The 5,603-nt window shown below is 41.3% G+C and carries 3 protein-coding genes; 2 read left to right on the top strand and 1 reads right to left on the bottom strand.

The genetic code is table 11. From position 1 onward, the window contains the following. Nucleotides 1-279 precede the first annotated feature (279 nt). Nucleotides 280-510 carry a DUF1128 domain-containing protein gene (locus KS419_RS20675; RefSeq protein ID WP_217068509.1) on the bottom strand — a complete coding sequence of 77 codons (231 nt, stop codon included), beginning with the start codon at nucleotides 508-510 and terminating at the stop codon, nucleotides 280-282. Nucleotides 511-690: 180 nt separating this feature from the next. Here KS419_RS20675 and smc point away from each other — a divergent pair, with 180 nt between their 5' ends. Both smc and ftsY read left to right on the top strand, forming a co-directional pair. Further along, a complete protein-coding gene (gene smc / locus KS419_RS20670) occupies nucleotides 691-4,260 on the top strand; it encodes a chromosome segregation protein SMC (RefSeq protein WP_217068508.1) in 3,570 nt (1,189 codons plus the stop codon). 38 nt (nucleotides 4,261-4,298) lie between these two features. Then, nucleotides 4,299-5,297 (top strand): signal recognition particle-docking protein FtsY, encoded by a 999-nt coding sequence (ftsY, locus tag KS419_RS20665; protein WP_217068507.1) that lies wholly within the window; start codon nucleotides 4,299-4,301, stop codon nucleotides 5,295-5,297. Nucleotides 5,298-5,603 lie beyond the last annotated feature (306 nt).

The following is a 5,603-nucleotide window of genomic DNA, read 5'->3' as shown; positions in this document are numbered from 1 at the left end:
GGCTCCCGAACCGCCCGCGGCTAAGAAGACACTGCGAAGAATGAGCAGATGTCGCACTTGTGCCCGTGGTGAAAGGGAGTGAATTTCGCAAAAATTAACATTGAACGATAACAAAGCCAAAGATTTAAAAGTAAGAAGTATTAAGAAAGAACGGTAGAGAATCTTACCTGTTTTTGTCGACTTCTGCGCTTGCCGGGGAAATGAACTGAGATTAAGCTAGCAGTATGTGTAAAATAAAAAAAGCACATGATAGTATTCAACTGTCATGTGCTTGGCTATTTATTTGGTTTTATCCCTCAAACTTCCAAGTTCAGAAACAATGGCATCCATTTCACTTACACTGAAATTTGATTTTTTCATCACCATGGTATAAAGTTCTTCCACGTCATCAAATCGGTCTAATGAATAATGTTCTGCTTTCATTGCACCAGCATTAACTATTCTCAACTTCGTTTTTATCTCTTCGATCATTGCAGTCAAATTTTCACGAGTTTTTTCTTTCGTCCCCATCAAAACACCCTTTCCTTCGTTCAACTAGTAAATTTCTATCTATTATTGTATCACGTTGAAAGAAAAACGCCAGTCCCCCCATAATCCCGTTTAAACCGACACATCCTTTATGGTAAAATGAACAAGTTAAGTTAAAACGGAAGATCAATCTATGAAAGATATTAGTAGAGGTGAATGATATTGTTCCTAAAACGACTGGACCTCGTAGGCTTTAAATCCTTTGCGGACAGGCTATCTATTGACTTTGTATCGGGAGTAACCGCTGTGGTTGGTCCGAATGGTAGTGGAAAAAGTAATATTTCAGATGCAATCCGGTGGGTACTTGGTGAGCAATCGGCAAAAAATCTCCGTGGGGCAAAGATGGAAGATATAATTTTTTCTGGAAGTGAGTCCCGAAAACCACTCAATATGGCGGAGATAACACTTGTATTAGATAATGGGGACCAGCACCTTGCTATTGATTACAGTGAAGTAGCGGTTACGCGCCGAGTGTACCGTTCTGGAGACAGCGAATATTTAATAAACAAGCAACCTTGCCGTTTGAAGGATATTGTGGATTTGTTCATGGATTCAGGTTTAGGGAAAGAGGCATTTTCCATAATCGGACAAGGGCGTGTAGAGGAAATATTAAGCAGTAAGTCAGAAGAAAGACGGTCCATTTTTGAAGAAGCAGCAGGGGTACTGAAATACAAACATAGGAAATTAAAGTCAGAGAAGAAGTTAAATGACACACAAGATAATTTAAATCGTGTAAAAGATATTCTTTATGAACTGGAAGCTCAAGTGGAACCGTTAAAAGAACAGGCTTCGATTGCACGGGAGTATTTAGAGAAAAAGGCAGAACTGAAAGAATTTGAAGTGGGAGTTCTTGCGAAAGAGATAGAAGATCTTCACAAGAAATGGACAGAAGAGAAAGAACAATTGGAGTCCTTGCAAGATAAGGAAAGTGGTTATCAGGCCACTGTAAAACAGCAGGAAGCAAACATTGAACGTTTGCGGTCTGATATGCAGGTAGTGGATGAATCTATCAATGACCTGCAGGAAATTTTACTTTCCACAAGTGAAGAATTAGAGAAGCAAGAGGGTCAAAAGGAAGTTTGGAAGGAACGGAAGAAAAACTATACCCAACATAAAGAGCAATATTTAATAGAAATAGAAGAGTTAAAGAAACAGAAAGACACGTTGGCAGAAGAGATCAAAGATCAAAAGGCACAATTAGATGTGTTTAGAGAAAAAACCGAATCAACTCGAACACTAGTAGTTGGACAAGAACAGGAACTAGAAAAACTGGAACAAAATACAGTGGAACGGATCGAGCAACTGAAATCCGAATATATTGAATGGCTAAATGAAAAGGCATCCCAACAAAATGAATCACGGTATATAGATGAGCAGTTGATAAAACTCCGGGAAAAACAACAGCGCCTAGACCGTGACAACCGAGACTTAGTGGAAAAAAGGAATGAGATTCAGGAAAAATTGTCAGTTGCAAGAGAAGATTGGGAAGTACAAAAGCGTATAATTAATGAGAAGTTATCTGTTTATCAAGAGAAAAAACGTGACTTTGAAAAGGGTGAAGTGGATTCTCAAAAGAAAGAATCCATTCTATATGAAGCGTTTAGGCATGTTCAACAGTTGAAATCGCGAAAAGAAGTTCTAGAAGAAATGCAAAATGACTACTCCGGATTTTTCCAAGGGGTTAAGGAAATTCTAAAAGAACGTGATCGTCAGTTTAAAGGAATAAAAGGTGCTGTGGCGGAATTGGTTGAAGTTCCGAAAGAGTATCAGACAGCTATTGATATTGCCCTAGGTGCGGCACAGCAGCATGTGGTTGTTGCCAATGAGGAAACGGGGCGTAAAGCCATTCAGTTTCTTAAGCAGCGAAGTTTAGGAAGAGCTACGTTTTTACCAATGGATGTCATTAAGGGAAGGAGCATACCTTCCGGGGATTTAGTCCAACTTTCCCAGCAATCTGGTTTTATTGGGACAGCCAAGGATCTTGTCCGCTTTGATTCACAGTATGATCAGGTGATGTCCCAACTATTAGGGAGTATTATTATCGCCCAGGATATAAAAACGGCGAATCAATTAGCAAAAACGATCCGGTACCGATTTCGGATTGTTACCCTCGAAGGAGATGTGATTAACCCTGGAGGAGCAATGACAGGGGGAAGCATTAAGCAAAAACAAAGCCAGATTCTTGGGAGGCAACAAGAACTGGACCGGGTGACAGAGAAACTGGAGAAATTAGAACGTGAATCAGCCGCTTTGCAAAAAGACGTTGTTCAATGGAAAGAAAAACTGAAATCCCTTCAAAATGACATGAGAACACTGCAGCAACAGGGAGAAAGCATCCGGGATGAAGAACAACGGAAAAAGTCTACCGTAAACGAATTGGAATTGGCAAAACAGAATGTCAATGAACGTTTAAAGATGTATGATATCGAAAAGGATGAATTTAAGGAAGAAGTGAAGGAAAAGGAAACACGATTAGATACCTTAAAGGACTCTATAAAATCATGTGAAGCGAAAATTACCTGCTTAAACGAAGAGATTGAAACGTTGACGAAACAGCAAGCTGATGAGAAAACATCCAAAGAATTGTTGTCTTCTCAGTTAACGGAGACAAAGATCCGATTAGCAAAGGAAGAAGAACAGCTTCATTATAGCCAAGAAACGTTTTCCCGTATCAAAGGGAACTATGAACAAGTCTCAGAATCTTTGTCAGTGAAAGAATCGGAATACTTCCAGTTAGAAAGGGAGATGTCTTCCCAGTCGGAAGATGCAGAAACCATCGATGCCGTCATTGACCGACGGCGAACAGAGAAAGACCAAACGATTAATTTGATCTCGAAACGCCGTTCGGAACGCTTGTCGATTCAACAGGAACATGATGATTTAGAGAGGGAATTAAAAGAACATAGAAGGCAGTTGAAATTCGTTTCATCTACCCTCCATGAAACGGAAGTACGTGTTAACCGATTAGATGTTGACTTAGACAATAGGCTAAATAAATTAGAAGGGGAGTATGAGCTTTCTTTTGAAGCGGCAAGGGATCAATACCCTCTGCATATTGAACTTTCGGATGCCCGTAAGAAGGTAAAACTGATTAAACTTACCATTGAAGAACTTGGTACAGTGAATGTAGGTGCTATTGAAGAGTACGATCGGGTGAAAGACAGGTTTGAGTTTTTAACCGAACAAAAACAAGATCTAGAGGATGCGAAAGACACACTTCATCAAGTAATTTCTGAAATGGATGAAGAGATGACGAAACGTTTTAAGGAAACGTTCGATCAGATTCAGTCCCATTTCCACGTAGTTTTTAAGGAGTTATTTGGTGGTGGACAGGCTGACCTCATCTTATCAAATCCCGAAGACCTTTTAGCCACAGGGGTAGAAATAGTTGCTCAGCCCCCAGGGAAAAAACTGCAGCATCTTGCTCTCTTATCCGGTGGGGAAAGGGCCTTAACAGCAATCGCGTTATTATTTGCGATTCTGAAAGTGCGTCCTGTTCCTTTCTGTGTACTCGATGAGGTGGAAGCGGCTTTAGATGAAGCGAATGTTGTACGGTTTGCTCAATATTTAAAGGACTTTAGCCATGAGACTCAGTTTATTGTTGTTACCCATCGAAAAGGGACGATGGAAGAGGCCGATGTTCTTTACGGTGTGACCATGCAGGAGTCAGGGGTATCTAAGCTCATGTCTGTCCGATTAGAGGAAAGTAAAGAACTAATTGGAGTAAAATAAGAGTCAGGTAATGCAATTGTAAGAATGGAGGAGTATCAGTGAGTTTTTTCAAAAAGCTTAAGGAAAAGATAACAAATCAGACAGACAGTGTTACAGATAAGTTTAAGGATGGTTTAACGAAAACAAGAGATTCATTCGTTGGGAAAATGAATGATCTCGTAAAAAATTATCGTAAAGTGGATGAAGAGTTCTTCGAGGAACTGGAAGATATCCTTATTTCTGCAGATGTAGGTGTCCATACGGTAATGGAGTTAATAGATGATTTAAAAGATGAAGCACGTACGAGAAATATCAGTGATGCAGTGGACATTCAACCGGTCATCTCAGAGAAACTAGCGGAACTGTTACAAAAATCAGAGGACGAAACGGCCTTAAAGATGAAGGACGCCGGACTGACAGTCATTTTAATGGTAGGGGTAAACGGTGTTGGGAAAACGACCACTATCGGAAAACTTGCCCATAAATTTAAGCAGGAAGGGAAAAATGTTCTTCTTGCTGCAGGTGATACGTTTCGGGCAGGGGCCATTGAGCAGTTGGAAGTCTGGGGAGAGAGAGTCGGTGTGGATGTGATTAAACAGCAGGCAGGATCAGATCCTGCTGCGGTTATGTTTGATGCAATTCAAGCGGCCCAATCACGTAAAGCAGATGTATTGCTATGTGATACGGCTGGGAGACTGCAAAATAAAGTAAACTTGATGAAAGAATTGGAAAAAGTGAAGCGTGTAATTACTCGGGAGATTCCTGATGCTCCACATGAAGTATTGCTTGTCCTCGATGCAACAACTGGTCAAAATGCCATGAGTCAAGCTAAAACATTTGGGGAAGCAACGGATGTTTCCGGTATTGTATTGACAAAATTGGATGGAACAGCAAAGGGTGGTATTGTCCTTGCGATCAGACATGAATTGGATATTCCGGTGAAGTTTGTGGGCCTAGGGGAGGGCATGGATGATTTACAGGAATTCCGTGCAGATCAGTATGTACACGGTTTATTTGCCGATATTTTGGAACAGGCGGAAGAAGCTGCAGAGAACTAACAGTTCGTTGGTTTATAGGAAAGCCCTGCTTTAGTACGGCAGGGTTTTTATACTTGTAGAGGCACTGCCCTACGCTCGTGAGCCTAGGCGCTTACGCTTTTCTTTGTCTAGCTCCAGCGCCTACTCGCTACGGGGCACTTCGGAAGTGACAACCGAAGTCAAAGAGCGGACTTCTAGTTGTCATTCCTCCACTGCCCTACGCTCGTGACCATAGGCGCTTACGCTTTTCTTTGTCTAGCTCCAGCGCCTACTCGCTACGGGGCACTTCGGAAGTGACAACCGAAGTCAAAGAGCGGACTTCTAGTT

It is taken from the genome of Evansella tamaricis (assembly GCF_019042215.1).
GTDB lineage: Bacteria > Bacillota > Bacilli > Bacillales > Salisediminibacteriaceae > Evansella > Evansella tamaricis.
The sequence above is the reverse complement of the archived record's forward strand: the minus strand, read 5'-3'. Positions and strand labels throughout refer to the sequence as shown.

Excerpts from the sequence above, each read along its gene's own strand:
- KS419_RS20675 (WP_217068509.1), bottom strand. The coding sequence starts at position 510 with ATGGGGACGAAAGAAAAAACTCGTGAAAATTTGACTGCAATGATCGAA.